The following is a 557-nucleotide window of genomic DNA, read 5'->3' on the forward strand; positions in this document are numbered from 1 at the left end:
TCCGCGGCTGGCGTTTGGCCCGCCACTGCTGGCGCGCCTTGCTGATGTCGGGTCGATCTTGCTCGCTGGCCAGCAGCGTTTTTTTTGAAGCGGTAGCCGTTCCTGATGAGCCAACGTGAGATCGAAGCGGGAGCGACCTCGACGCCTGCAGCAGCGGCCAGTTCGGCGGCAAGCTCCGGCATGGTGATGTCGTCCTTCTCGACCACACGGCCAAGCAGAAACGCACGATGCGGGTCGAGCTTGGAATGGCGTCGGCCACCGCTCGGCTTGGGCACCAGGCTCTCGGTCTGTCGGTAGTTCCTCATCAGGATCACGACGAACGAAACCGATACACCAAAATGCGCCGCGGCCGCGCGTCGTGAATGGCCGGCTTCGACATAACCGACAACGCGTTCACGTAGATCGATTGAATAGGGCTTGGGCATCGCAAATCACCTCCTACCGGAAAGTGAATCACGAACGCGGTCTCACTGGAATCTGGAGGCTTCTGTGAGGTCCGCATGCTCGACGGAGTGGGCGGACTGGTTGTCGGACCTCATTGCAAGCCGGATTGAACG

At 60.9% G+C, this 557-nt stretch carries 1 protein-coding gene; it reads right to left on the reverse strand.

Features of this window, described 5'->3' with window-relative positions; genetic code table 11:
* Positions 1-425: helix-turn-helix domain-containing protein (locus NKJ35_RS30825; RefSeq protein WP_352651406.1), on the reverse strand; the 425-nt coding region annotated here is incomplete at its 3' end.
* Between the last annotated feature and the right edge of the window lie 132 nt (positions 426-557).

The sequence above is a fragment of the Mesorhizobium sp. M0136 genome, assembly GCF_040322515.1.
GTDB lineage: Bacteria > Pseudomonadota > Alphaproteobacteria > Rhizobiales > Rhizobiaceae > Mesorhizobium.